21 protein-coding genes are annotated in these 23,875 nt (G+C 67.6%); 9 read left to right on the top strand and 12 right to left on the bottom strand.

What is annotated here, in order from left to right:
• Nucleotides 1-7: 7 nt before the first annotated feature.
• The 3 genes from NFU04_RS09210 to NFU04_RS09220 all read left to right on the top strand — a co-directional run bounded on the left by NFU04_RS09210 (nt 8) and on the right by NFU04_RS09220 (nt 3,763).
• Nucleotides 8-811, top strand: coding sequence for an ABC transporter permease (locus NFU04_RS09210; protein ID WP_251309159.1), 804 nt, complete (start codon nt 8-10; stop codon nt 809-811).
• Between the two features lie 308 nt (nt 812-1,119).
• A complete protein-coding gene (locus NFU04_RS09215) occupies nt 1,120-2,793 on the top strand; it encodes a BCCT family transporter (protein ID WP_251309160.1) in 1,674 nt (557 codons plus the stop codon).
• A 4-nt stretch (nt 2,794-2,797) separates the two neighbouring features.
• Nucleotides 2,798-3,763 carry a GlxA family transcriptional regulator gene (locus NFU04_RS09220; RefSeq protein WP_251309161.1) on the top strand — a complete coding sequence of 322 codons (966 nt, stop codon included), beginning with the start codon at nt 2,798-2,800 and terminating at the stop codon, nt 3,761-3,763.
• On the opposite strand, the gene NFU04_RS09225 is transcribed toward NFU04_RS09220, so the two are convergent.
• The 9 genes from NFU04_RS09225 to tmpA all read right to left on the bottom strand — a co-directional run bounded on the left by NFU04_RS09225 (nt 3,760) and on the right by tmpA (nt 12,977).
• Nucleotides 3,760-5,199 (bottom strand): aldehyde dehydrogenase family protein, encoded by a 1,440-nt coding sequence (locus tag NFU04_RS09225; protein WP_251309162.1) that lies wholly within the window; start codon nt 5,197-5,199, stop codon nt 3,760-3,762. The genes NFU04_RS09220 and NFU04_RS09225 overlap by 4 nt on opposite strands.
• A gap of 14 nt (nt 5,200-5,213) precedes the next feature.
• Nucleotides 5,214-5,939 carry an ABC transporter permease gene (locus tag NFU04_RS09230; RefSeq protein ID WP_251309163.1) on the bottom strand — a complete coding sequence of 242 codons (726 nt, stop codon included), beginning with the start codon at nt 5,937-5,939 and terminating at the stop codon, nt 5,214-5,216.
• A 1-nt stretch (nt 5,940) separates the two neighbouring features.
• Nucleotides 5,941-6,648, bottom strand: coding sequence for an ABC transporter permease (locus tag NFU04_RS09235; protein WP_251309164.1), 708 nt, complete (start codon nt 6,646-6,648; stop codon nt 5,941-5,943).
• A gap of 76 nt (nt 6,649-6,724) precedes the next feature.
• Entirely contained in the window at nt 6,725-7,498 is a 774-nt protein-coding gene (locus NFU04_RS09240) for a transporter substrate-binding domain-containing protein (RefSeq protein WP_251309165.1), read from the bottom strand.
• A gap of 33 nt (nt 7,499-7,531) precedes the next feature.
• The gene (locus NFU04_RS09245; RefSeq protein WP_251309166.1) at nt 7,532-8,329 is read right to left on the bottom strand and encodes an ATP-binding cassette domain-containing protein; all 798 of its coding nucleotides are present in this window, start codon (nt 8,327-8,329) and stop codon (nt 7,532-7,534) included.
• The gene (locus NFU04_RS09250) at nt 8,326-9,552 is read right to left on the bottom strand and encodes a pyridoxal phosphate-dependent aminotransferase (RefSeq protein WP_251309167.1); all 1,227 of its coding nucleotides are present in this window, start codon (nt 9,550-9,552) and stop codon (nt 8,326-8,328) included. The genes NFU04_RS09245 and NFU04_RS09250 overlap by 4 nt, the downstream gene beginning before the upstream one ends.
• Before the next feature lie 32 nt (nt 9,553-9,584).
• Nucleotides 9,585-11,177 carry a 5-guanidino-2-oxopentanoate decarboxylase gene (locus tag NFU04_RS09255; RefSeq protein ID WP_251309168.1) on the bottom strand — a complete coding sequence of 531 codons (1,593 nt, stop codon included), beginning with the start codon at nt 11,175-11,177 and terminating at the stop codon, nt 9,585-9,587.
• Between the two features lie 94 nt (nt 11,178-11,271).
• On the bottom strand, nt 11,272-11,868 hold the full coding sequence (locus tag NFU04_RS09260; RefSeq protein ID WP_251309169.1) for an HD domain-containing protein: 597 nt from the start codon (nt 11,866-11,868) through the stop codon (nt 11,272-11,274).
• Nucleotides 11,865-12,977 carry a 2-trimethylaminoethylphosphonate dioxygenase gene (gene tmpA, locus NFU04_RS09265; RefSeq protein ID WP_251309170.1) on the bottom strand — a complete coding sequence of 371 codons (1,113 nt, stop codon included), beginning with the start codon at nt 12,975-12,977 and terminating at the stop codon, nt 11,865-11,867. Before tmpA ends, NFU04_RS09260 begins: the two co-directional genes overlap by 4 nt.
• Before the next feature lie 113 nt (nt 12,978-13,090).
• On the opposite strand from tmpA, the gene NFU04_RS09270 reads away from it, so the two are divergent.
• A complete protein-coding gene (locus tag NFU04_RS09270) occupies nt 13,091-14,110 on the top strand; it encodes a GlxA family transcriptional regulator (protein WP_251309171.1) in 1,020 nt (339 codons plus the stop codon).
• Here NFU04_RS09270 and NFU04_RS09275 read toward each other — a convergent pair.
• Both NFU04_RS09275 and NFU04_RS09280 read right to left on the bottom strand, forming a co-directional pair.
• Nucleotides 14,107-15,348: a TauD/TfdA family dioxygenase gene (locus tag NFU04_RS09275; protein ID WP_251309172.1), complete on the bottom strand. Its 1,242-nt coding sequence runs from the start codon at nt 15,346-15,348 to the stop codon at nt 14,107-14,109. The two genes, NFU04_RS09270 and NFU04_RS09275, sit on opposite strands and share 4 nt — an antisense overlap.
• 359 nt (nt 15,349-15,707) lie before the next feature.
• Complete coding sequence (locus tag NFU04_RS09280; protein ID WP_251309173.1) at nt 15,708-16,691, bottom strand: GlxA family transcriptional regulator; 984 nt, start codon at nt 16,689-16,691, stop codon at nt 15,708-15,710.
• Between the two features lie 97 nt (nt 16,692-16,788).
• Between NFU04_RS09280 and NFU04_RS09285 the strand changes: the two genes are divergently transcribed.
• Together NFU04_RS09285 and NFU04_RS09290 are read left to right on the top strand one after the other, a co-directional pair.
• A complete protein-coding gene (locus NFU04_RS09285) occupies nt 16,789-17,214 on the top strand; it encodes a hypothetical protein (protein WP_251309174.1) in 426 nt (141 codons plus the stop codon).
• A gap of 18 nt (nt 17,215-17,232) precedes the next feature.
• Nucleotides 17,233-18,441: a M24 family metallopeptidase gene (locus NFU04_RS09290; RefSeq protein WP_251309175.1), complete on the top strand. Its 1,209-nt coding sequence runs from the start codon at nt 17,233-17,235 to the stop codon at nt 18,439-18,441.
• A gap of 13 nt (nt 18,442-18,454) precedes the next feature.
• On the opposite strand, the gene NFU04_RS09295 is transcribed toward NFU04_RS09290, so the two are convergent.
• Nucleotides 18,455-19,339, bottom strand: a complete 885-nt coding sequence (locus tag NFU04_RS09295) for a LysR family transcriptional regulator (protein ID WP_251309176.1) — start codon at nt 19,337-19,339, stop codon at nt 18,455-18,457.
• 273 nt (nt 19,340-19,612) lie between these two features.
• Between NFU04_RS09295 and NFU04_RS09300 the strand changes: the two genes are divergently transcribed.
• The 3 genes from NFU04_RS09300 to NFU04_RS09310 all read left to right on the top strand — a co-directional run bounded on the left by NFU04_RS09300 (nt 19,613) and on the right by NFU04_RS09310 (nt 23,873).
• On the top strand, nt 19,613-21,070 hold the full coding sequence (locus tag NFU04_RS09300) for a sodium:solute symporter family protein (protein WP_251309177.1): 1,458 nt from the start codon (nt 19,613-19,615) through the stop codon (nt 21,068-21,070).
• A gap of 197 nt (nt 21,071-21,267) precedes the next feature.
• Nucleotides 21,268-22,572: a serine hydroxymethyltransferase gene (gene glyA / locus NFU04_RS09305; protein WP_251309178.1), complete on the top strand. Its 1,305-nt coding sequence runs from the start codon at nt 21,268-21,270 to the stop codon at nt 22,570-22,572.
• 50 nt (nt 22,573-22,622) lie between these two features.
• Nucleotides 22,623-23,873 (top strand): sarcosine oxidase subunit beta family protein, encoded by a 1,251-nt coding sequence (locus tag NFU04_RS09310; protein ID WP_251309179.1) that lies wholly within the window; start codon nt 22,623-22,625, stop codon nt 23,871-23,873.
• The last annotated feature ends 2 nt before the right edge of the window (nt 23,874-23,875 follow it).

Here is a 23,875-nt window from a genome sequence, read left to right on the forward strand (position 1 = left end):
TGAGTGGATGAGTTCGCAACGACTGATGAGCTGGGCCCTGCGCGGCTATGTGGTGGTGTTCTTCGCCTACCTCTTCCTGCCGCTGCTGGTGATGGCGGCGGCCACCTTCAACGACAGCCGCTTCCCCACCGTGACCCCCTGGGACGGCACCACCCTGCGCTGGTTCGGCGAGCTGGCCGCCGATGGCGGCATGTGGCAGGCGCTCGCCAACAGCCTGATCGTCGCCGCCGGGGTGCTGGTGGTGGCGGTGCCCATCGGCATCGCCACGGCGCTCTTCCTCAACACGGTGTCGAGCCGCGCCAAGCCCTTCCTCTATGCGCTGATCCTCTCGCCGCTGCTCACGCCGGGGGTGATCATCGGCATCTCGACGCTGATCTTCTGGCGCCAGTGGGGGGTGAGCGGCGGCATCCTGCTCACCGTGCTGGGTCAGGCCACCTTTATCGCCGCCTATGTGATGCTGATGGTCACCGCCCGGCTGCAGCGCTTCGACCGCACCATGGAGCGCGCCGCCCTGGACCTGGGCGCCAGCCAGTGGCAGATGTTCCGGCGCATCCTGCTGCCCTACCTCCGGCCGGCGATCCTCTCGGCGGCGGTGATCGCCTTCCTGCAATCCTTCGAGAACTACAACACCACCCTCTTCGTGGTGGGCTATGACACCACCCTCACCGTCTATATCGCCTCCAAGGTGCGCACCGGCCTGACCCCGGCGGTCAACGCCCTGGGGCTGATCCTGATCCTGGTCACGGTGCTGCTGGCCATCGCCTACGAGGTCAAGCGGCGCCGGGAGGCCCGGCTGCCCGACGTCTCGTGACAACTCGCGGCGCCATTCGCGTCGATCGGGGGCGGATTCTGGCCGGATAATGGCGAGAAAGGCTACAATGCGTCGCCTTGTGAATACTGGATGGCGCATTGCGTCATTTTTACCCGAGGGCTTCGCCCACCATAGGGGCGTGCCTGTCGCCGAATCCATGCCTATCTCCGCCCTGGGGCCATTGACAGGCCTGACCCTGGCCCCGGCGGATCATCCGTCCGTTGCGTGAACGGCTAGTCTCACAATCTCCGCCGCGCCGGGGCTTGCGACACTGTCCGAGGCTCACGACAACGGCTCGAGGAGCCGAGATGTCCGACCATCACGACGACCCCAGTCAGACGGGGCCGCTGAACCCCGCCGCGCTACAGATTCAGCAGCGAGGCCTGCTCAAGGGCGCCCACCGCGGCATGACCCTGACCGCCGCCGCCATTATCCTGGCCTTCGTGCTGTTCACCGCCTTCGATACCTCCCTGGCCGGTACCGTCTTCGGCAGCGCCCGGGCCTGGATCGAGAGCACCTTCAGCGCCTACTACATCATCACCCTGGTGTTCCTGATCGCCGTCTGCTTCGGCCTGATGCTGAGCCCCTTCGGCAAGGTGCGCCTGGGCGACGACGATAGCCGCCCGGAGTTCTCCACCTTCGCCTGGATCGCCATGCTCTTCTCCGCGGGCATCGGCATCGGCATCCTCTTCTTCGGCGTCGCCGAGCCGCTCTTCTACCTGGATACCAGCGCGGCCTTCGGCTACCCCAACAACCCCTATGCGGACCTGGCCGGGGCCACCGCGCTGGGCCATGAGCGGGCGGTCTCGGCGCTGGCGGTCACCTACTTCCACTGGGGCCTGCATGGCTGGGCGGTCTATGTGCTGGTGGGCCTGTCGCTGGCCTACTTCGCCTACCGCAAGAAGCTGCCCCTGGCGCTGCGCTCGGCGCTCTATCCGTTTATCGGCGAGCGCATCTACGGCCCCATCGGCCATCTGGTGGATATCCTGGCGGTGTTCGGCGCCGTCTTCGGGGTGGCCACCTCCCTGGGGCTGGGGGTGAGTCAGATCGCCACCGGCCTGGAGCGACTGTTCGGCATCGACCCGGGCAACCCCACCCAGCTGGCGCTGATCGCCATCATCAGCGCGCTGTCGATTCTCTCGGCGGTCTCCGGGGTGGGACGCGGCATCAAGCTGCTCTCCCAGTGGAACATCATCCTCTCGGTGCTGCTGCTGGGCTTCTTCCTGTTCGCCGGCCCCACCGGCTGGTTGCTGGGCATGTTCGGCGACTCCCTGGGTCACTACCTGGGCAACTTCGTGCAGATGGGGCTGTGGTTCCCCGAGGAGCCGGGCCCCTCCCAGTGGCAGGGCGACTGGACCATCTTCTACTGGGGCTGGTGGCTGGCCTGGGCGCCCTTCGTCGGCCTCTTTATCGCACGCATCTCCAAGGGGCGTACCCTGCGCGAGTACATGGCCTGCGTGATGATCATCCCCACCGCCATCATCATCGGCTGGCTCTGCGTCTTCGGCGGCGTGGCCCTGCATCAGGAGCTGACCGCCGGCGGCGAGGCCGGGCTGATCACCCTGGTGCAGAACTGGAACCTGCCGGCGGCCCTCTACGGCACCATCGACGGCCTGGCGGCCACGCCCTGGCTGGCCTGGGCGGTGTCGGCGCTGGCCACCCTGCTGCTGGCCAGCTGGTTTATCACTTCCTCCGACTCCGGGACCCTGGTGATCACCACCATCCTGTCGCTGGGCAACGACGAGCCCTCCCGGCCGATGCGCATCTTCTGGGGGGCGGTGATCGGCGCCGTGGCGGCGGTGCTGCTGCTGGCCGGTGGCCTCGGCGCCCTGCAGACCGCCTCCATCGCCGCGGCCCTGCCGCTGAGCGTGGTGATCATCCTGATGACCCTGGGGGTGCTCAAGTCGCTGATCCAGAACCCCGCCGCGGTGCGCCGCCGGCGTCGGGCGGCCCGGGCCGGCGCGGCCATGGGGCAGGACTGACGCCATGCGCCTGGCGTACGCGGGCCCATTGCCCGAGACCGTCGGCTTCCTGCTGCTGCCGCGTTTCTCGATGATGGCCTTCTTCTCGGCGGTGGAGCCGCTGCGCATCGCCAACCGAATCAGCGGCCGGCCGCTCTTCGACTGGACCCTGATCAGCGAGAGCGGCGGGCCGGTCACCGCCTCCAATGGCATGACCCTGATGAGCGACCAGGCCATCGGCGAGGTGCACCACCTGCCGTCCCTGGCGGTATGCAGCGGCTTCGAGCCGGAGGCGCACCTCAGCCGGCCCTTGATGGCCTGGCTGCACCGCCTGGATCAGGCCGGCTGCGTGCTGGGCGGCCTGGATACCGGCTGCTTCCTGCTGGCGGCGGCCGGCCTGCTGGAGGAGGAGCGGGTCACCCTGCACTGGGAGAGCCTGCCCGCCTTCCGCGAGCGCTTCCCCGGGGTGCCCACCTCGGACGAGCTCTTCGAGCTGGGTCGGCGGCGCTTCTCCTGTGCCGGCGGCGCCGCCGCCATGGACATGGCCCTGGCGGTGATCGGCCGGCGCCACGGGGCGCGGCTGGCCGTCGATGTCTCCGAGCAGCTGATCCACGAGCGCATCCGCACCCGCAGTGACCAGCAGCGCATGACATTGGCGCGGCGCCTGGGCACCCACAAGCGCCACCTGGTGGAGGCGGTGGCGCTGATGGAGCGCCACCTGGAGGAGCCGCTGAGCCTCGCCGAGGTGGCGCGGCGCGGCGGCGTCTCGCCGCGCCAGCTGCAGCGCCTCTTCGACCAGGAGCTGGGCTGCTCGCCCCGCCACTACTACCTCAAGCTGCGCCTGGAGCGGGCCCGCCGCCTGCTCGACGAGACCGAGCTGGATATCCTCTCGGTGGGCCTGGCCTGCGGCTTCACCTCCAGCTCCAGCTTCTCCCGGGCCTTCCGGGGCTTCCACGGCCACTCGCCGCGCCAGGCGCGGCGGGGCGGCTAGCCCGGCAGGGTCACCCGCTTGGGTTCCAGATAGGCCGCGAGTCCCGCCTCGCCGAGCTCGCGGCCGATGCCGCTGCCCTTCATGCCGCCCCAACTGGCGTGGGGCGGCGCCACCTGGTCGCAGTTGATCCAGACGTTGCCCGCCTCCAGGCGCCGGGCGAGGGCCTCGGCCCGGTTCGGGTCGCCGCTGACCACGCTGGCGGCCAGGCCGTAGTCGCTGTCGTTGGCCAGGGCGATGGCTTCCTCGTCGCTGGCGAAGCGCCGCGCACAGAGCAGTGGCCCGAAGATCTCCTCCCGCCACAGCCGGCTGGTGGTCGGCACCTCGCGATAGAGGCGCGGGGCCACGAAGCAGCCCCGCTCGGGCAGGGCGAGCGCCGGGGTCTCGCTGGTCAGCCCCTCGGCCTCGGCCAGGGCCACATAGCCCCGCACCCGGTCGCGCTGGGCGGCGTTGACCAGGGGGCCCATCGCGGTCTCCGCGGCCAGGGGATCGCCCAGGCGCAGGGTGCCCATGGCCGCGTCGATGGCCGCATAGAGGGCATCCGCCAGGCGCTCGTGGACCAGCAGCCGGCTGGTGGCCGAGCACATCTGGCCGGCGTTGTAGCAGATGCCGGCCATCACCAGGTCCCGGGCCCGGGCCAGGTCGGCGTCCTCGGTGACCAGGATCGGCGACTTGCCGCCCAGCTCCAGGGAGACCGGCCGCACGCCCTGGGCGGCGGCCCGCATCACCGTCTCGCCCACCGGGTTGCTGCCGGTGAAGGAGAGTTTGTCGATGCCCGGGTGGCGGCTCAGGGGCGCGCCGATGCCCGGGCCGTCCCCATGCAGCAGGTTGACCACCCCCGGGGGCAGGCCCGCCTCCCGGACGATCTCCGCCAGGACGCGCTCCGGCAGGGGCGTGACCTCGGAGGGCTTGAACACCACCGTGCAGCCGGCGGCCAGCGCCGGGGCCAGCTTCCAGGCGCTGCTGACCAGGGGGAAGTTCCAGGGGGTGATCAGCCCCACCACGCCGATGGGCTCCCAGTAGCGCCGCGCCGTCAGGCCGTCGATGCCGCCGTCGTCGCGCTGCCCCTGGCGCTCGCCCAGGGCGCGGGCCCGGGTGGCGTAGTAGCGGTAGCAGGCGATGGCGTCCTCCAGGTCCTGGTGCGCCTCGGCCAGCGGCTTGCCGTTGTTGCGGCTCGACAGTTCGGCCAGCGCCTCGCGGCGCCTCTCGAGTCCCGCGGCGATGGCGTCCAGAGAGTCGCCGCGGCGGGCCTCGGGGGGCGCCCGCCAGCCGGGCAGGGCACGGCGGGCGGCGGCCACCGCCGCCTCCACGTCGGCGGGATCGCCGGCGGTTACCTCGCCGATCGGCTCCTCCCGGTAGGGATCGATCAGGGGGTGGCGGGCCGTGGCCCGGCTGGCCACCCAGGCGTTATCGATGAATTGCTCGGTCAGGGCGTGCATCGGCCGCTCCTCGCTCAGCGAATGGGTAGCCAGCGGCGCCGGGTCGGGCGCATGCCGGGGAAATTCAGCTCCACCAGGCGCAGCCCCAGGGTCAGCACGATGGTGGTGGCCAGGTAGATGCCGGCGATCAGCAGCAGCGGCTCGTAGACCAGGAAGGTCTCGTCGCGAATGATATTGGCCGCCTGCAGCAGGTCCATCAGGGCGATGGTGGAGACCAGCGGCACCGACTTGAGCAGCAGGATCATCTCGCCGGTCAGGGTCGGCAGGCAGAGCTGGATGGCCCGGGGCAGCCACAGCCGATAGAGCACCTGGAAGCCGGAGAGGCCGAAGGCGCGGCCGGCCTCCAGTTCGCCCCGGGGCACGCTCTGCATGGCGCCGCGGATCACCTCGCCGGAGTAGGCGCCGACGCTGAGGATGAAGGTCACGGCGCCGAAGAAGAAGGGGTCGCGCAGCAGCGGCCAGAAGAGGCTGTCGCGGATGCCCGGGACCCCCTCCAGCAGCCGGCCCACCCCGTAGTAGAAGAAGAACAGCTGCACCAGCAGCGGGGTGCCGCGAATCACGGTGGTAAAGGCCCAGACCAGCCAGGCCAGGGGGCGCGGGCCACGCAGCCGGGCCAGGGCCACCGCCACGGCGAGGAGCAGGCCGCCCACCGCCGAGACCAGCAGCAGCCACAGGGTATTGACGAAGCCCTCCCACAGGTAGGCCTGGTAGAAGGGGTCGCTCAGCCAGGAAAAGTCCATCTCAGGCCTCCGTGGGTTGGCCGCGGCGCACATGACGCTCGAGGCGGGCGAAGAGCGCGGTGGAGGTCAGGGTCATCAGCAGGTAGATGACGCCGGCGGCGGCATAGAAGAGGAAATAGGCGCGACTGCTGGCGGCGGCCTGCTGGATGGTGAAGAACAGCTCGTTGAAGCCGATCACGCTGATCAGGGCGGTGTCCTTGATCAGGATCAGCCACAGGTTGGACATCCCCGGCAGGGCATTGGGCAGCATTCCCGGCAGCACGATGCGGTGGAAGCGGGTCCAGCGCGAGAAGCCGTAGGCATCGGCGGCTTCCAGCTGGCCGTGGGGGATGGCCAGGATGGCGGCGCGGAACACCTCGGTCATGTAGGCGCCCTGGACGAAGGCCAGCACGCCCACGGCGGTGGCGAAGCCGGTGATCTGCACGGCGCCGGCCATGCCGAGCCTGGCCAGCAGGGCATCCAGGGCCTGGGCGCCGGCATAGTAGAGCAGGATGATCAGCAGCAGCTCGGGCACCGCGCGGATCAGGGTGGAGTAGGCGGTGGCCAGGCCGCGCAGGGGCGCCCAGGGGCTGAGTCGGGCGCTGGCCCCCAGCAACCCCAGCAGCAGGCCGATGGCGTAGGCCAGCACGGCGATCTCCATCGTGGTCAGGGCCCCGGCCAGGATGGGGCCGGCCCAGTCGCCGAGTCCCTCCGGTGTCATCGAAGTCATGGTTGAGTCTTTCCTCGGTCACGCGACGAAATCCCCCGGCGCCGTCGGCGCCGGGGGCATGGCAGCCGTCGATGGCTCAGTCGTAGACGCAGACGTCGGTGCCCAGGAACTGCTCGGAGAGCTCGCCGCAGGTGCCGTCCTCGATGACCGCGGCGATGGCCGTGTTCAGGGCCTCGCGCAGCGCGTCGTCCTCCTGGCGCAGGCCGATGCCGACGCCCTCGCCATAGGCCTCGTGATGAGGCGCGGTGGCCTTGACCTCGAAGTCGGCCGCCTCGTCCCGCTCGAGGAACTGCCGCATGGCGATCTCGTCGGCAAGGACCAGGTCCAGGCGCCCGGCCAGCAGGTCGTTGTTGACCTGCTCCGCCTGGTCATAGAGGCGGATGTCCACGCCGCTGTCGCGCAGCTCGCGACGCGCGTAGGTGGCGTTGGTGGTGGCGCTCTGCACCCCCATGATCAGGCCGTCCAGGCCGTCGGGGATGGCGATCTCGCGCGCCTCGGCGGCCACATAGGCGCCGGGGGTGAAGTAGTAGGGGCGGGTGAAGTCGATGACCCGCTGGCGCTGCTCGGTGATCGACATGGAGTTCATGATCATGTCGATGCGCCCGGCATTGAGGGAGGGAATGATGCCGCTCCAGCCGGTGGGGGTGATCTCGCAGTCGCGACCCATGGCGTCACACAGGCGCTGGGCCAGCTCCACCTCGAAGCCGGTCCAGTCACCGCTGGCGGCCCGGAAGGTGAAGGGCGGGTAGGGTTCGCCGGAGATGCCCACCTTGAGGGGAGCGTCGGCCTGGGCGGTGAGGCCCAGGCTCAGGGTGGCGGCGGCGGTGGCGATCATCAGGGGGAATTTCATGGTCTTCTCCTGTCGTTATGGTTAGCGGAGTGTTCAGGCCGCGGGCGCCACGAAGTGGCGGCAGCGGGGATCCTCGAAGACGTCTTGCGGGCACCCGGAGACGGCGATGCGGCCCTGGTCGAGGTAGACCAGCTGGTCGGAGACCTCGCGGGCGAAGTGCATCTCGTGGGTGACCAGCAGCATGGTGCGGCCCTCGTCGGCCAGGCCGCGGATCACCCCCAGCACCTCGTTGACCCGCTCCGGGTCGAGGGCCGAGGTGGGCTCGTCGAAGAGCAGCAGGCGCGGCTCCATGGCCAGGGCGCGGGCGATGGCCACCCGCTGCTGCTGGCCGCCGGAGAGGAAGGCGGGGTAGGCGTCGCGCTTGTCGGCCATGCCGACCCGCTCCAGGTAGTGCTCGCCGAGGACGGTGGCGCGCCGGCGGGAGAGCCCCTTGACCCGCATGGGGGCCTCGATGACGTTGCCCAGCACGCTGAGGTGGGGCCAGAGGTTGAACTGCTGGAAGACCATGGTCACCTTGGCGCGCAGCCGCTGCAACTGGCGCCGATCCAGGCCGGTGATGTCGCCCTGGGGATTGCGGGCGAAGCGAATCGCCTCGTCCGCAATCGCCAGTTCGCCGCGGTCGGGGCGTTCCAGCAGGTTCATGCAGCGCAGCAGGGTGCTCTTGCCGGAACCGCTGGCGCCGATGATCGAGGTGACGGTGCCTTCGGGGACGCTCAGGGAGACGCCCTTGAGCACCTCCAGGTCGCCATAGCGCTTGATCAGGTGGTCGGCCACCACCGCATCGGCGGTGGCGGCCCGGGGACGGAGGGGGAGTTCGAGTGATGATGTCATAGGCAATCGGCCTCCGGGGCCGCGGTGGGTGACAGGGCAGGCGGGGCGCCGGCATCGCGGGCGCGCTCCGCGCAGGCCGCCAGGCGGCGGCAGGCGGCGGCGAGGCGCTCGGCCTCTACGGTCAGGCTGAGGCGCACGAAGCCCGCCGCCGAGGGGCCGAAGGCCTCGCCGGAGAGCACCGAGATGCCCTCCTCGTCGAGCAGGCGGTCGGCGAAGGCCTGGGAGGAGAGGCCGGTGGCGCGGATATCCACCATCAGGAACATCCCCGCCGGCGGGCGGATCGCCGTGACCGCCGGGCTCTCGGCCAGGGCCGCACAGGCGGCGTAGCGGCGCCCCCGATAGGTCTCGCGCATCGCCTGCAGCTCGGCGGGCGGCGCGGTCAGGGCGTCGCAGGCGGCGTCCTGGATAAAGTCGGGGCAGCCGTAGAGCATGCACAGCGCCAGGTGGGTCAGGTGCTGGATCAGCGCCTCGGGGCCCAGCACCCAGCCCAGGCGCCAGCCGGTCATGGCGTGGGACTTGGAGAGGCTGCTGATCACCACGCAGCGCTCGGCCATCTCCGGCAGGCCGGCGGGGCAGAGGTGCTCGCCCTCGAAGATCAGCTCGGCATAGACCTCGTCGGAGATCAGCCAGAGGTCATAACGCCGGCACAGGGTGGCGATCGCCGCCCAGGTCTCGGCGTCGATCAACTGGCCGGTGGGGTTATGGGGGCTGTTGAGCAGGATGGCCCGGGTGCGCGGGGTGATGGCCGCCTCCAGGGCCGCCGGGTCGAGGCGGAAGTCCGCCTCGCCGTCCAGCGGCACCTGTACCAGGTCGGCGCCGGTGGCGCGCAGCACCGCCTCGTAGGTGACATAGCTGGGCTCGGGGACCAGCACCTCGTCGCCGGGATCGAGCAGGCACTGGGCGGCGGCATAGAGGCCGCACTGGGCGCCGGCCATGACGATGACGTTGTCCGGGCCCGCGGCGATGCCCCGGCGCCGGTAGCCGTCGGCGATGGCCTGGCGCAGCGCCAGCTTGCCCTGCACGTCCGAGTAGTGGGTGGCGCCGCCGCGCAGGCTGGCCACGGCGCTCTCGACGATGGGCGCCGGGGTGGCGAAGTCGGGATCGCCCACCGAGAGCACGGTGATCTCCTCGCCGGCGGCCTGGCGGGCCAGGGCGCGGTAGTGGATATCCCAGGCCGCGGCCCCTTCGCCGGCGATGCGGTCGGTCAGTCGGGAATAGCGCATATCGGGGTTCCTTGGTGGTGTTGGCGTGGTGCTCACAGCGCCTGGGCCCAGGCGGCGGCATCGACCTCGATCAGCAGCGGCGAGGTCGCCTCGTCGAGTCGGCCCAGGGCCTCGCCGAGGGCGGCCGGGTCGCCCACCGCCCGGTAGCGGCAGGCGTAGGCCGCGGCCAGGCCGGCGAAGTCCGGCGGCGCCAGGTCGACGCCGAGCCGGGGCACCTCGTGCATGGCCATGTAGCGGCGGATCTCGTCGTAGCCCTGGTTGTTCCAGATCACCACCGCCACCGGCTGACCCAGGTCGCGGGCGGTGGCCAGCTCGCCGAGCACGAACTGCAGGCCGCCGTCGCCGACCAGGGCGACCACCGGCCGCTCCGGGCAGGCCAGGGCGGCGCCCAGGGCCGCCGGCAGGCCATAGCCCAGGGTGCCGTAGCCGGTGGCGGCATTGAACCAGCGCCGCGGTGCCGGCAGCGAGGCGAGGAAGTTGCCGGCATAGACCGGCCCGGTGGAGTCGCCCACCAGGATCGCCTCGGGCACTGCCGCCCGCAGGGTGGCGTAGAGGGGCGCATAGGGGGCCAGCTCCGGGTCCACCTCGAGGGCCAGGGCGTCGCGCACCGCCGCGGCGCGGCCATCCCCGGCGCGTGCCGGCAGGGCCTCGGCCAGGTCCTGCATCACCTGGCCCACGTCGGCCAACAGGGCCAGGTCGGCGGCCTGGTTGCGGGCCAGCTGCTGGGGGTCGATATCCACCCGGATCAGCCGCCCGTCGAGGCGGAAGCCGTCATCGAACACCAGGTCATAGTCGGTCTCGCCCAGCTCGGTACCCAGCGCCAGCACCACATCCGCCTCGGCGGCCAGGCGGCGCGCGGCGGGCAGGCTGGCGGTGGCACCCAGGTCCAGGGGGTGATCCTGGCCCAGCACCCCCTTGGCGTTGATGGTGGTCAGCACCGGCGCCTGCAGGCGCTCCACCAGGGTACGGGCCGCCTGGGGAGCATCGGCACAGCCGCCGCCCAGCAGCAGCAGGGGACGCTCGGCGCCGGCCAGCCAGTCGGCGGCCTGGGCGATGGCCGCCGCCGGGGCCGCCGGCGGATAGACCCGCAGCGGGCGCGGCGCCGGGGCCTCCAGGGGCGCGGCCAGCAGGTCCAGGGGGATCTCGATATGCACCGGCCCCGGGCGGGCGCCCTGGAAGATCGCGAAGGCCCGCCCCAGCACCTCCGGCAGCGCCGCCGGGTCGAGCAGGGTATGGCTGAAGACGCTGACCCCGGCCAGGGTCTCGCGCTGGCCGGGCAGCTCGTGGAGCCGGCCCTGGCCGCGGCCCAGGGTATCGCGCCGGTTGACGCTGGAGATCACCAGCATGGGGATGGAGTCGGCCAGGGCCTGCCCCATGGCGGTGGCGATATTGGTCATGCCGGGGCCGGTAATGATAAAGCAGGCGGCGGGTTTGCCGCTGGCCCGGGCATAGCCGTCGGCCATGAAGCCGGCGCCTTGCTCGTGGCGTGGGGTGACGTGGCGGATGGCGCTGTCGCCCAGGCTACGGTAGAGCTCGATGGTATGCACCCCGGGAATCCCGAAGGCGGTATCGATCCCGTAGGCCTCCAATAGCCGCAATAGATAGCTGGCACAGGTCTGGTTCATCGCGAGAACTCCTTGATCGAGATACCGCCTGCGGTATCGATGCCCTTACTCAGGACTTCCAGCAGCCGCAATAAATAGTTGGCACGGGTCTGGCTCATCGCGGGGTCTCCTCGTCGGCCGGGGAAATCGGGTCGGGCAGGCCACCGAAGGGCGGACGCCCCAGGACCCGCTCCACCAGGGGCAGGAAGTGGCTCAGCGGCAGGGTGTCGTAGTCGGGATCGAAGCTGGTCTGGTCCCAGTCGTCGCAGAAACGCACGGTGCGCGCATAGGCGGGGTGATCCCGGTACGCCTCCCGGGCGTGGCGATCGAGGCCGAAGTAGTGGCGATAATGGTAGCCCTGGAAGAGCTCGTGGTGACGAATCATCCAGGCATTGAGGGGATCGATAAAGGGCTCGAGGATGGCCGCGGCGATCTCGGCGTGGTTGGCCGGGGCCAGGTCATCGCCGATATCGTGGAGCAGGGCGCAGACCACCATCTCCTCGTCGGCGCCGTCGCGCAGCGCCCGGGTGGCGGTCTGCAGGGAGTGCTCGTAGCGGTCCACCGGGTAGCCGTGGGTGTCCCCGGCCAGGTTGTTCAGGTGGGCCAGCACCCGGCGCGGCGCATCGGCCACATAGTCGCGGAAGCGGGCATCGATCAGCGCCCAGTCGTCGCGCTGGGCCTCGCCGAAGTGGCGAAAGCGGGCCTGGGTCATGCGGGTTCTCCTTGGGCATGGGGCTCGGCCTGGCGGCGCAATACCCGGCGGCGGCTGGCGGTGCTGTCACGGTCCACATAGCCCTGGCGCAGGTGGCGCACGCCGCCGGCCAGCTGATAGGCGCGCCGGCCGTGGAACAGCCGGTAGTTGTCCATGATCAGCATCTGCCCCGGCGCCAGCTTGAGGTGCAGGGTCAGCTCGTCGCCGGTGATCAGCTCATAGAAGGCGCGGCGGGCGGCGTAGTAGGTGTCCAGCGTCTCGGGGGCCAGGGCCGGCACCCGTTCGGTGCGGTTGGAGTAGCGCACGCGGACCGGCTCGCCCTGGCGATCCAGTTCGATCAGCGGCCCCTCGCTCTCCAGGTGGGTGGTGTCGTCCCGGTAGCGGAAGCCCGGGCGCACCCGGGTCAGGCAGTCGAAGGCCACGGGGTCGCGCTCGCGGAGCCGGCGCGCCGCCATATAGCCGTCCACCAGGGTGTTGTCGCCACCCTCGGCGGCATTGCTCAGGCAGTGCAGCCAGATATAGCCGGGGATGGGGTCCCGGTAGGGGTTGTCGGTGTGCGGCTCCAGGCCGCGCTGGGTCATGGTCAGGTCGTAGGCATCGGCCACCGACTTGACGTCGGCGATGCCGCCCCAGTTGGTGCGCCGCAGCGGACCGATGCGGTCGATCAGCGGGCGCATGCCATCCTCCTCGGCGGGGACCCCGGAGACCAGCACGAAGCCGTCCCGGTGCAGCGCCTCCAGCAGCGCCAGCAGGGCGCCGTCGTCGTGCAGAGCGGCGGTGAAGTCGGCCTGGGGGCTAGGGGCGTCGGCGGCGTCCCAGAGCCGCCGGGGTGGATCGATGGGTGCCTCGAGCAGCTCCGCCAGCGGCACCTCGCAGCGGTGACCATCGGCGAAGCGCAGCGCCAGGCCGGCGCCGCTGACCTCGGCGGCCTCGAGGCGCAGGTCCAGGGGCAGCTCGGCGGCCTCGATCAGGCGCTGGCCGGTGCGTGGGTCCCGGGTCTGGGGATCGGGACTGCGTTCGCGCAGCCACAGGGCGGTGAACTCCCGCGATTGGTCCCGATGGTCGAGTACCAGGCGTTGGCCCTGGGCCCGGAGCCTGACGTGGGTCATGACGGCGTCTCCACAAGATTCGGTCACTGGCATTGGCGTGAGTGCTTATTACCTTATCCGCGGTTTCGCCCCTGGACTTGATTAAATTGGCCATATACTTGAACTTATTGGCCATGATGGAACCCTATCCCGATGAATGGCCCTATCCGCGTCCCGACTCGCCGCCCCTGCTGACCCCCGAGGAGGCCGAGCACACCCTGGATGTGTGGCTGGTGCCCAAGTTCTCGATGCTGACCCTGTTCTGCCTGCTGGAGCCGCTGCGGGTGGCCAATCGCTTCGGGCGCGACCTCTTCGCCTGGCGGCTGCGCTCCGCCACCGGCCAGGCGGTGGTGGCCAGCAACGGGGTGCGTATCGACGTGGACGACTCCCTCGAGACCCTGGCCGATGATGCCGGCCTGATCGTGGTCTCCTCCTATGAGGCGGAACTGACGGTGGGGGCGGCGGAGCGCGCCGTGTTGCGGCGCATCGCCGCCCATGGTGGCTGGCTGGGGGGACTGGACACGGCGCCCTTTATCCTCGCCCGGGCGGGGGTGCTGGAGGGGCACCGGGTGGCCCTGCACTGGGAGAGCGTGCCGGCCTTTCGCCAGGAGTTTCCTCACCTGGCCATCAGCCAGGCCCGCTACGAGTTCGATAGCGAGCGCCTGACCGGCTCCGGGGGCTCGGCCAGCATCGACATGATGCTGGACTGGATCGAGCGGGCCTATGGCCCGGCCCTGGCCAATGCGGTGGGGCGCCAGCTGGTCCACCAGCGGGCCCGGGGGGAGGCCTCCCTGGCGCAGCGCCATCTCTACGAAGAGCTGCCGCGCAGCGTGGTGCGGGCCCTGGCGGTGATGGAGGCCAACCTGGCCCAGGCGCTGCCGATTCCCGAGGTGTGTCGCCTGGTGGGCCAGTCCCAGCGCCAGCTGACGCGGCTGTTCATGGCGCATTTCGGCGAGAGCCCCAAGCAGTGCTATCTGGGCCTGCGCCTCGACCAGGCGCGGCGCATCCTCGCCGATAGCCGTTGCCGGGTCACCGAGGCGGCCCTGGCCGCCGGTTTTACCCAGCCGGCGCACTTCTCGCGGGCCTATCGGCAACGCTTCAATGAGGCCCCCAGCACCACCGCCGAGCGGGGTACCCTGGACCCTCCGCGCTAGCCGTTGTGTCCCGTATCGAGCCGCCGCCGGCGCCGGGCGCGCTGGATCATCCGGTAGCGGGAGCGCACCTCGTCCCGCTCCAGGTAACAGCCCTGCAACCAGCGCCGGCCGCCGCCCCCGGCGAAGGCGTCACGGGCATGCAGCAGCCGGCGGTTGTCGAAGATCACCAGGTCCCCCGGGGCATAGTCGAAGCGCAGGGCGAACTGCGGTTCGTGGAGCAGGGCCTGCAGCGCCATCAGCGCCGCATAGGCGGGCTCCACCGTCTCGAAGGGCGCCTGCAGCGGGCCGCGCAGGAAGTCGGCGATACGCACCTCCTGCAGTTCGCCACGCTCGTCCAGGCCGATCATGGGGGCATGCCAGACATGATCGGTGGTGCGGGCGGTATTGGCGAAGCACCAGCGCTGACGGGTCAGGGTGGCGAAGGCCTCGGGGTGCCGGTCGCGCAGCGCCTCGGCCACGGCGAAGCCGTCGAGCATCACCGCCTGGCCCCCCGCCACGTCGTTCTCCAGGCAGTGCAGCAGCTGCAGCCCCGGCTGGTACTCCCGGGTGGGCAGGTCCACATGGGGCGGCAGGGCGATGGAGGTATAGGCGTTGGAGTCCGGATCGGGCTTGGCGCGCACGTCGAAGAGGGTGCCGAAGTTGGTGGCCCGCAGCGGGCCGATGCGCGCGGCGATCTCGGCCAGGGAGCCCGGCGCGGTGGGCAGGCCGCGCAGGCGCACCAGCCCCTTGCCGAGCACCCGCTCCAGGGCCGGAGCGAGGATCGCCTCCTCGGCCTCGCCGGCCGGTTCGGCGTCGAGCAGGCCGCTGGCGTCGAGGCTGTCGGGGCTGGCGTCGGGGCCGCCCAGCCAGGTCGTGACCGGCACCAGGGGGCCCTCCTGGGTGGCGCCGTTGTCGTAGTCGTGGGCGCGCAGCCAGCCGGGATGGAAGCGCAGCACGCGGGCCTCGGGGGCGAAGCGGACGCAGAGGGCGCCGGCGGCGTCCACCTCGGCGGCGGCGATCTCCGGCCAGGCGGGCAGGGTGGAGAGGTCGAGGATGCGCTCCCGGGTGGCGGGATTGACGGTGCTCTCGTCGGCGGCGTTCTCGCGCAACCAGATGCCGTGATAGCGGCTCACGCGGCCATCGCTCCAGTCCAGGGTGACCACCCGGGCGTCGTGGGTGACGGCGCGGATCTCGGCCTCGATGGGCCAGGCGTCGTAGTCCGGGGTCAGCGGCAGCGTCGGGGACGAGAGCGAGTTCATAAGGACCTCTCCGGGGGGAATGGAAGGTCCTAGCTTGCCGCTGACCGGTGGAGGAAAAGCGGCGCCATTCGACGCCGACTATGCACCATTCGACAGCCCGGCTAACGCAGGCACCATTCGGCAGCCCGGCTTACGCCCCATTCGACGCCCCGATTTAAGGATCATCGCACTCTGGCGTGAACATCACGGTGGGAGCGCAGATTCTGCGCGATATCGCCCGAAGGGCGATCCTGGCAAGCATCAGGGCGCCTGACGGCGCCAATCGCCGATGCGTCGGACCGCCGGAATCCGGACTCCCACAGTAGCAAGTCTGAGATCTGCTATATCGTGGCTTCACGCTGATCTGCGAAGAACCCGATTCAAGCCCCATTCGATAGCCAGGCCCGATCCTGCTGACGTCGCAGCTGACTGGGGGTGAGGCCGTGGCGCTGGCGAAAGGCGCGGGTAAAGCTGGAGGCGGAGGCGAAGCCGCTGGCCTGGGCGATCTCCAGCACCCGGTGAGGGGTCTCCAGCAGCAGGCCATGGGCGTGATCCAGGCGCAGCCCCAGGTAGTGATCCCGGGGGGAGCGCTCCAGGTAGCGCAGGAAGAGCCGCTCCAGGCCGCGCCAGGAGAGCGCCAGGCGCCGGGCCAGCTCGGCGATGGCCAGGGGCGACTCCAGGTTGGCCTCCATCAGGCCGATGGCGCGGCGCAGTTCCAGGGGCAGGTGGGGCGGCGCCGCGGGGCGCTGGCGGCTGGCGGCCAGGCGCCCCCGGTCATGCACCAGCTGGGCGTTGACCCGGGCCGCCAGGGCCTCGCCGTGGCGGCGTCGTACCAGGTCCAGGGCCATGTCGATGGCGGCGCTGCCGCCGGCACAGGAGAAGCCCCGGGCGTCCACCTCATAGAGGGACTCCACGGCATCGACCCGCGGGAAGCGGCGGCGGAAGTCGGGCAGGCTCTCCCAGTGCAGGGTCACGGTCTGGTCGTCGAGCAGCCCCGCCGCGGCCAGCGCCACGCAGCCGGTGTCCATGCCGCCCAGCACGCAGCCCCGGGCCGCCCGCTCGCGCAGCCAGCCCAGCAGGGCCGGAGTCAGGGCCGCCTCGGGGGCGAAGCTGGCGCAGACCGCCAGGCTGGGGAAGTCCGGGGCCTGGGCCAGGGCCAGCTCGACCCCCAGGGACATGCCGTTGCTGGCCGTCACCGCGGCACCGTCCAGGCCGATCAGCTGCCAGCGGAACAGCTCGCGGCCCGCCATGCGGTTGGCAATCCGCAGCGGTTCGATGGCGGAGAAGAGCGCCACCATGGCGAAGCGTGGCAGCAGCAGGATGCCGATGGGTTCCGGCTCGGGGCCGGCATAGTGGAGTCGCATCGTATCTTGGGGTTACGAGTGAAGACCTATTATGGGGTTTCCGCATCTTATGGAAAAGCCTTGCCTCCAAATGCTTTGCTGGTGGAGGTGGAAAAACATGAATGTTTCAGCAATGGCAGGTATTTCTGTAATCAATGAGGTGATTTGTACTAGTCATTGGTTTTGTTGGATCGGGATGGCCATATTCTTCGTAGCAGAAGGAGGTGGCGCCATGAAGTGTTGGAGAATGGTCTTGCGAGTTTCCTATGGCGAAGAAGAGAGTTACGACCTCAAAGCGCTTAAGAAAGATTTGATAAGTTTCATGAGGGTGGAGGAGACTCATGAGTTGAGTTTTCTTGGGATTAATGTTTTAGGTGTGGATTTTAAGGCGAAAGACTGCGAGTTCAACCATATCATGAGGCTTATTAAGATTCTTGAGGGTAAGTACAAGTTCTTCATCATGAAGTTCGAAGAACTTTGTGATGGTGGAGGGGAAGGGGTGGCGATAAATTTGGGTCGAACATCCATGGCTAAGGTTGGTTGATAAAGAGGAGATAACAAGATGAAGCTTCCATCACTGATTGAAATTCCGAACGGAAACAAGGTGGTTCCTACTTTCTCCGATAGTGAAATGCAGGGTCGCTTGGCGCGCCTGCGTGACTATATGGCGAAGAATGACGTCGATGCGGTAGTGTTTACCTCCTACCACAACATCAACTATTTCAGTGACTTCGTCTATTGTAAATTCGGACGAGACTATGGCCTAGTGGTGACACAAGATAGTTTTACCACGGTAACCGCCAATATCGATGGTGGGCAGCCCTATCGCCGCAACAGGCTGGGTGAGAACATTGTCTACACTGACTGGCAGAAGGACAATTTTTACAGGGCGGTCAAGCAGTTATGTGAAGGAAAGCGACGCGTCGGGGTCGAGTTCGACCACATGTCCCTGCAGAATCAGCAGAAGCTGGTGGATGCGCTGGGCGATGTGGAGCTGGTAGACGCCGGGGTGCCCACTATGCAGATGCGCATGATCAAGTCTGCTGAGGAGATCGCGCTGATCCGTCAAGGTGCCCGTATCGCTGATGTAGGCGGCGTGGCCGTGCGAGATGCCATCCATGCCGGGGTGCCGGAGTATGAGGTGTCGCTGGCCGGTCAGGCCGCCATGGTGCGCGAGATCGCCAAGACCTATCCCAACAGCGAGCTGATGGATACCTGGGTCTGGTTCCAGTCCGGTATCAATACCGACGGCGCCCACAACCCGGTGACCAGCCGTCGCGTGCAGCCCGGTGACATCCTCAGCCTGAATACCTTCCCGATGATCTCGGGCTACTACACCGCCCTGGAGCGCACCCTCTTCCTGGGCCACGCCTCCGACGAGCACCTGCGGCTGTGGGAGGTGAACTGCGAGGTTCATCGCCGCGGCCAGGAGCTGATCAAACCCGGTGTGCGCTGCTGCGATATCGCCCACGAGCTCAACGAGATCTTCGCCAAGCATGACCTGCTCAAGTATCGCACCTTTGGCTATGGCCACTCCTTTGGCACCTTGAGCCACTACTACGGTCGAGAGGCGGGCCTCGAGCTGCGCGAGGACATAGAGACCGTGCTCGAGCCCAACATGGTGGTCTCCATGGAGCCGATGATCATGGTGCCGGAAGGCCTGCCGGGTGCCGGCGGCTATCGGGAGCACGACATCCTGGTGGTCAATGAACACGGGGCCGAGAATATCACTGGCTTCCCGTATGGGCCGGAGCACAACATCATCCGCTGATGGCTGCAGTGAGCTAGCGCCCTCCCAGCATGGAGGGGGGCGCCAGATTAGCCAGCCCGGCACGGAGAAAGTCAAGAACGTGCCGGGTAGCTACGCTGAGCTCATGCTCACGATAGTAGAGGCCGATACTCACAGCGCCGAGAGCAGGCAGTTGTGCTGTCTCCTTTGCTGCAGTGAAATGCGACGGCACCACCGAAGAGGCCATGGCCGTGAGGCCAAGGCCTTCTTCGACGGCCGAGAGTATTCCGAGTAGGCTTGGGCTCGTGTAGGCAACACGGTAAGGCCTTGCTATCTGCTCTAGCCTGGACTCCAGCATTGCTCGATAGATGCAGCCCTGTGGGTAGGTCACCAGTGGCAGAGTGCTCTCCTCAACAAGCCCTTCGTGGTTCATGACCCAGACGAGCTGATCCAGTCTGTAGTCTCTTCCATCCCTGCTTTCATTTTCCTTTTCTGGCTCCATGACAAGGCAGATGTCGTAGAGGTTTTTTTGGAATCTTTGGTAGATTGACTTGCTGATATCACAGTCTACTTCGACCATGATGTTCGGATAGGTTCGTGTCAGGTTTCTAAGTGCCTTGGGAAGAAATGCAAGTTCAAAATCATTGGGAATCCCGAGCCTTACCTTCCCAGAAACACTATCCCCTCCCATGCGTGATATCACGCGATCATTGATTTCGAGAAGCTGTTTGGCTGCACCATAAAGATATTCTCCATCTTCTGTGAGCTCCAGGCTGGAGCCTCGGAGAAATATCTGAGTATTCAGCAGCGTTTCGAGCTTCTTTATCTGTAGGCTGATCGCGGGTTGTGAGCGTCCTAACAGCTCGCCCGCACTGGTGAAGCCACCGAGGTCCTTGATGGTCACAAAGGTTCTCAGCAAGTCTGTGGGTATGTTTTTCATCTAGTTCAGCCTATTGTTGTGCCTTATGTGAGAATTTGTTTTTCAAATTGGCTTGCCAATATGACTGTAAAATACCTTGATAGGGCCAGGTAAGGCAATGCAGTAACAGGACGCTAAGACCTTTCAATAATGACAAGAGGGTGTGCAAATGAATTCCTGGGTGTTGAGCACCTTTCTGGTGCTAACTTTCTATATGCTGATCCACTCCGGTGCGGTCTACCTCCGCAGAGAGCTGAAGCGCAAATCCAGTGACGGCTCATTGAGGAGGTGACCATGGATGCTTACAAGGTTTTCAATTGGGGGCTTCTGCTCCTCACCTTTGGCCTGCTGATCTATCTGGGCTTTCTCTCGTCAAAATACATGAACAAGAGCGACGAGGGCGGGTTTCTGGTAGCCGGGCGCTCGCTGGGTGCCTTCGTGGCCGCTGGCACCATTGTGGCCACCGGCTTCAGCGGCTGGGGGTTCATGGGCTCTCCCGGCGTCACTTACCAGTTTGGTGCCATCGAGGTACTAGGCAATTTCTTCTTCGCTCCCGCCATGATGATTGCAGTGCTCTACTTCGCGCGCTTCCTCCAGCGCCGGGCCATCGAGATGGGCAGCAACACCATCCCCGAGTATATCGCCCAGAGCCATGGCAGCGGTGCCATGGGGCGGGTGCTTCAGGGCGTGGCAGCCTTCATCACCATCCTGCTGCTGATGGTCTTCCTGACCAGCCAGATCAAGGCCGTGGGCCTGCTGGGTGCCAGCTGGCTGGGGATCGAGCTCAACCAGAGCGCCCTCCTGATGGTCTCGGTCATCATCGTCTACACCATGCTAGGGGGCCTTGCCGCCGTCGCCTGGACCGACACGGTCATGGTCTGCGGCATGGCCCTGGCGGCAGTCATCATCCTGGTGCAGATCCTCACCTCGGTGGACCTGGGCACCTGGGAGGCCTCGCTGAATGCGATTGATCCGGAGCTCCTCAACCCCACCACCGGGGCGCACTACGGCGACTCCATCGGCACTGTCTTCCTGGTGCTGCCCTATGCCTTCCTGTTCGCCGCCGTGCTGCCCTATATGGCGATCCGCTTCCTGGCCATGAAGCCGGACGTCAAGCTGCACAAGGTGGGCGTCTATGTGGCTATCCTGGGGGCCCTGCTGAGCCTGATTCCCATCGTGGGGCTCTATGTGCGCATGCATGTGCCCGACCTGGCCGACCCCGACATGGCGATGCCGGTCTACCTGGAGCAGTTCATGCACCCGGCGATCCAGGGGGTGATCACGCTGTTCATCATCTTCGCCATGAAGTCTACCGCTAACTCGCTGCTGCATACCGTAGCCTCTGCGACGTCCCATGACCTGCGGCTGTCGCTGTTCGGTTCGGTCTCCAGCGAGCGCCTGGCACTGACGATCAACCGTGCGGCGGTGGTGGTGCTGGGTGTAGTCGCACTGATGATGATGCTCTATGCACCGCCCTTCATGCTCTCTTGGCTTGGGATTCTCGGCTCCGGCACGCTGCTGGCCAGCATGATTGGCCCGGTATTCATCTCCACCTTCTGGCAAGGCAGTGCCTGGGGGGCTCTCACGGCCATGCTGGTCGGCTTCTTCACCAGCGGTTACATGATGCTGTTCGCTGATGTGGGCTGGCTGATCGGTCCGCTGACCGGGTGTCTGGTGTCATCGGTCTGCTATGTGGGGGTGTCGGTGATGACGCGCAGCAAGCACTCTCATCATCAGTTTGTTCGACGTTGACCCTTTGCAAGTAGACTCTCACGCCCGCAGCATTGACTGCGGGCGTGGCCGTTCATTGATGGCTGAGTACAGTCACATCGCAGGCTTTTCCCAGCCTTATCGCAACATTTGCCCTTCTAATTGGTTCTTGGTCCTTATCGAAAATAGATTGCGGGTATGCGGTATTTACCGTGATCCAACAATTAAAGGAGTCCTCCATGAACCACGCTACGCTTTCCGCCTTCGATTCCCAGGTCGCTGCCGCCATCGCTGATGAGGTGGTGCGCCAGGAGGCTCACGTCGAGCTGATCGCTTCCGAGAATTACGCCAGTCGTGCGGTGATGGAGGCTCAAGGCACCCAACTGACCAACAAGTACGCCGAGGGCTACCCGGACAAGCGATACTACGGCGGCTGCGAGCACGTCGACGTGGTCGAGCAGCTGGCCATCGACCGCGCCTGTGACCTGTTCGGCGCCGACTACGCCAACGTCCAGCCCCACTCCGGCGCCCAGGCCAACGCCGCGGCCTTCATGGCCCTGGTCAAGCCGGGCGACACCGTGCTGGGCATGAGCCTGGCCCACGGCGGCCACCTGACTCACGGGGCGGCACCGAACTTCTCCGGCAAGCACTACCACGCGGTGCAGTACGGCCTGAACCCGGAGACCGGCGAGATCGACTACGAGGAGGTCGAGCGGCTGGCGCGCAGCCACAAGCCCAAGTTGATTATCGCCGGCTTCTCCGCCTACGCCCGCGTCGTCGACTGGCGCCGCTTCCGTGCCATCGCCGACGAGGTGGGCGCCTGGTTCATGGTCGACATGGCTCACGTGGCCGGCCTGATCGCCGCGGGGCACTACCCGAGCCCGATCCCCCATGCCCATGTGGTCACCACCACCACCCACAAGACCCTGCGTGGCCCCCGCGGCGGCCTGATCCTCTCCGCCTGCGGCGATGAGGCGCTCTACAAGAAGCTCAACGGCGCGGTCTTCCCGGGCCAGCAGGGCGGCCCCTTGATGCATGTGATCGCCGCCAAGGCGGTGGCCTTCAAGGAGGCCATGAGCCAGGCGTTCGTCCAGTACCAGCAGCGGGTGATCGACAACGCCCGGGCCATGGCCGGGGTGTTTATCGAGCGCGGCTATGACGTGGTCTCCGGCGGCACCGACGACCACCTCTTCCTGGTCTCGCTGATTAAGCAGGGCGTGACCGGCAAGGACGCCGATGCGGCCCTGGGCCGTGCCCATATCACCGTCAACAAGAATGCGGTGCCCAACGACCCCCAGAGCCCCTTCGTCACCTCCGGCCTGCGTATCGGCACCCCGGCGGTGACCACCCGCGGCTTCGACGAGGGCGAGTGCACCGACCTGGCTGGCTGGATCTGCGACATCCTCGATGTGCTGGCCGAGCAGCGCAACAGCGATGCCGTGGAGGCTGAGGTGCGCGAAAAGGTCGCCGCGCTCTGCGAGCGCCACCCGGTCTACGTCACCGACTCCAGTGCCGCCCCGGCACGCGAAACCACCACTGCCTGAACCCCTATTGAAGCGGCCCCGCGCGCCGGGGCTGGTCGAGGAGAGACGAGATGCAACGTTATTCAGGCTTCGGGCTGGTCAAGCACGCGCTGAGCCACCACGAGAACTGGCAGCGCCAGTGGCGCAACCCCACGCCCAAGAAGGCCTACGACATTATCATCGTTGGCGGCGGCGGCCACGGCCTGGCCACCGCCTACTACCTGGCCAAGGAGCACGGCATCAAGAACGTCGCCGTGATCGAGAAGGGCTGGCTGGGCGGCGGCAACACCGCGCGCAACACGACGATCGTGCGCTCCAACTACCTGTGGGACGAGGCGGCGGCCCTCTACGAGCACTCCATGAAGCTGTGGGAGGGCCTGTCCCAGGACCTCAACTACAACGTCATGTTCTCCCAGCGCGGGGTGATGAACCTGGGGCATACCCTGCAGGACATGCGCGACATCCAGCGCCGGGTCAACGCCAACCGCCTGAACGGCATCGACAGCGAGGTGATCTACCCGGACCAGATCAAGGAGCTGGTGCCGGTCATCGACACCTCCAAGAACGCCCGCTACCCGATCCTCGGCGCCTCCTGGCAGCCGCGGGCCGGCGTGGCCCGCCACGATGCCGTGGCCTGGGGCTTCGCCCGCGCTGCCGATGCCTACGGCGTCGACATCCTCCAGCAGACCGAGGTCACCGGCTTCAAGATCCGCGACGGCCAGGTCTACGGGGTGCACACCAACCGCGGCGACATCGAAGCCAAGACCATCGGCTGCGTGGCCGCCGGCAACTCCGGGGTGCTGGCCAGGATGGCCGGGATCAAGCTGCCGCTGGAGTCGCATCCGCTCCAGGCGCTGGTCTCCGAGCCGCTCAAGCCGGTGCTCGACACCGTGGTGATGTCCAACCACGTGCACGGCTACATCAGCCAGTCCGACAAGGGCGACCTGGTCATCGGCGCCGGCATCGACGGCTACAACGGCTACGGTCAGCGCGGCAGCTACTCCACCGTGGAGCACACCCTGCAGGCCATCGTCGAGATGTTCCCGATCTTCTCGCGGGTGCGCATGAACCGCCAGTGGGGCGGCATCGTCGACACCTGTCCCGACGCCTGCCCGATCCTTTCCAAGACCCAGGTGAAGGGCCTGTACTTCAACTGCGGCTGGGGCACCGGCGGCTTCAAGGCGACCCCGGGCTCGGCCCATGTGTTCGCCGCCAGCCTGGCCAAGGGCGAGATGCACCCGCTGGCCGCGCCGTTCTCCATCGATCGCTTCCACACCGGCGCGTTGGTCGACGAGCACGGTGCCGCCGGCGTGGCGCACTGATC

The sequence above is a fragment of the Halomonas sp. NCCP-2165 genome (genome assembly GCF_023708045.1).
Classification (GTDB): Bacteria; Pseudomonadota; Gammaproteobacteria; order Pseudomonadales; family Halomonadaceae; genus Bisbaumannia; species Bisbaumannia pacifica.